Source organism: Dehalococcoidia bacterium, from assembly GCA_025054935.1.
GTDB lineage: Bacteria > Chloroflexota > Dehalococcoidia > SpSt-223 > SpSt-223 > JANWZD01.
Genome location: JANWZD010000048.1, coordinates 1 through 735, shown reverse-complemented (window position 1 = coordinate 735; position 735 = coordinate 1). Strand labels below are relative to the sequence as shown.

The window sequence follows — 735 nt, the reverse complement described above, 5'->3', positions numbered from 1 at the left end:
AGATGGGCTGTAGCCGCGCCGCCGGCCCTGCCCGCCTTTCAATGGAAAGAGCCGGCAGAGGCGCCACTGAAGAAGACGCGCCTCAACGAGGCGCACCGGGCGCTCGGCGCAAAGATGGTGCCCTTCGCCGGCTGGGAGATGCCGGTGCAGTACAGCGGCGTCCTCGATGAACACCTCGCCACGCGCACTAACGCCGGATTGTTCGACGTGAGCCACATGGGCGTGTGGGAGGCGCGCGGCCCGAACGTGGTCGCCTTCCTCGACGCCATCTGCGCCAATGAGATAGCCGCGCTGAAGCCGGGCGAGAGCGCCTACTCGCACTTCCTCGCGCCCAACGGCCATGTGCTGGATGACTGCTATCTATACTGCCTCGCGCCCGATCATTTCCTCATCGTCGTCAACGCCGCCAATGACGACAAGGACTGGGCCTGGGTCAATGCCGTGCAGCGCGGCGAGGTGCTGATTGACGCCGACCGGCCCTGGGCGCAGGCGCCGGGCCGCCATGGCGTCACCCTTCGCAACCTACGCGACCCGCAGAGCGGCGCCGATCAGCGCGTAGACCTCGCCCTGCAAGGCCCGAAGTCGCGCGACATCCTGCTCGCGCTGGGCGCGGATGCAGCCACGACCGGACGCATCCAGGATATGGCGCGCACGCAGGTGCTGCGGGCGACGGTCGGCGGTTTTGACTTAATTGTGGCGCGCACCGGCTACACCGGCGAACCGATGGGCTTTGAG

1 protein-coding gene is annotated in these 735 nt (G+C 67.5%); it reads left to right on the top strand.

Annotation, left to right across the window (positions count from 1 at the left end; all coding sequences use genetic code 11):
- On the top strand, positions 1-735 hold a 735-nt coding region (locus NZ773_16200), incomplete at both ends, for a hypothetical protein (protein MCS6803469.1).